Source organism: Corynebacterium sp. HMSC05E07 (assembly GCF_001807225.1).
Lineage (GTDB): Bacteria > Actinomycetota > Actinomycetes > Mycobacteriales > Mycobacteriaceae > Corynebacterium > Corynebacterium singulare.
This window is the reverse complement of sequence record NZ_KV788251.1, coordinates 1-804: the sequence shown is the minus strand read 5'-3', so window position 1 is coordinate 804 and position 804 is coordinate 1. Positions and strand designations below refer to the sequence as shown.

The 804-nt window shown below is 62.3% G+C and carries 1 protein-coding gene and 1 pseudogene; both read right to left on the bottom strand.

Features of this window, described 5'->3' with window-relative positions; all coding sequences use genetic code 11:
- A pseudogene (locus tag HMPREF3149_RS09535) lies at positions 1-426 on the bottom strand (cation-translocating P-type ATPase); the annotation flags it as partial.
- Positions 423-782, bottom strand: a complete 360-nt coding sequence (locus tag HMPREF3149_RS09530) for a Cd(II)/Pb(II)-sensing metalloregulatory transcriptional regulator CmtR (protein ID WP_042528994.1) — start codon at positions 780-782, stop codon at positions 423-425. The pseudogene HMPREF3149_RS09535 and the gene HMPREF3149_RS09530, both read right to left, overlap by 4 nt.
- Positions 783-804: the final 22 nt, after the last annotated feature.

The following is an 804-nucleotide window of genomic DNA, read 5'->3' as shown; positions in this document are numbered from 1 at the left end:
CACCGTCGCGGTCTGCGGTACCAGCTTCAACAGTGCCCGCAGTCCGCCTTGGGCCCGGTCCATCGCCTTGTCTTCCAGTGCCTCGGCGATCGAGTACAGGAACGCTAGTGCCGCGGCCTCTCCGACGTAACCGAGGATTACCGCGCCGACCGCGCTGATCGTCATCAGCAAACCAATGCCGAGCTTGCGTTTCGTGACAAGGTTTCGGATCGCTCCAGGCGCGAACGTGTATGCGCCTAGCAGCAGACCGACCCAGAACAGTACTTTCGCGGGTGTCTCGAGCCCGGACCAGTCCAGCGCCAATCCTGTTATGAGGGCTACCCCGGAGAAGATCGGTAGCAGTAGCTCAGGGTCCTTCCACCATGGCCGATCGAGCTCGTCAATCTCCGTGGCGGGTTTGTGTTCGCATCCACATGCTGAACTCATGCGTCCGCTCCCTTCTCGCCGCATCCGGGCACCGAGCACTCAGGGTCGATGCACGGGGCGTTTTCGTCGACGGCCAACGTCGCGTTTACCAGCGCGTTGAGCGCTGCCGTGAGGTGTGGATCGGCAATTTCGTAACGGGTCTTGCGGCCCTCCGGCTCGGCGACGATGATGCCGCAGTCACGCAGACAGGTCAGGTGGTTCGAGACGTTCGAGCGGGTCAGGTCCAAGTCGCGCGAAAGCACGGCCGGGTAGCTCGGGCCGTCGAGTAGGGTCATTAGAATTCGGGAACGCGTCGGATCGGCCATGGCCCGGCCGAGCCGGTTCATGACGTCGAGGCGTGAAGCAATAGTCAGCATGTGCTGAACTATACAGCGAGTG

Excerpts from the sequence above, each read along its gene's own strand:
- HMPREF3149_RS09530 (WP_042528994.1), bottom strand. The coding sequence starts at position 782 with ATGCTGACTATTGCTTCACGCCTCGACGTCATGAACCGGCTCGGCCGG.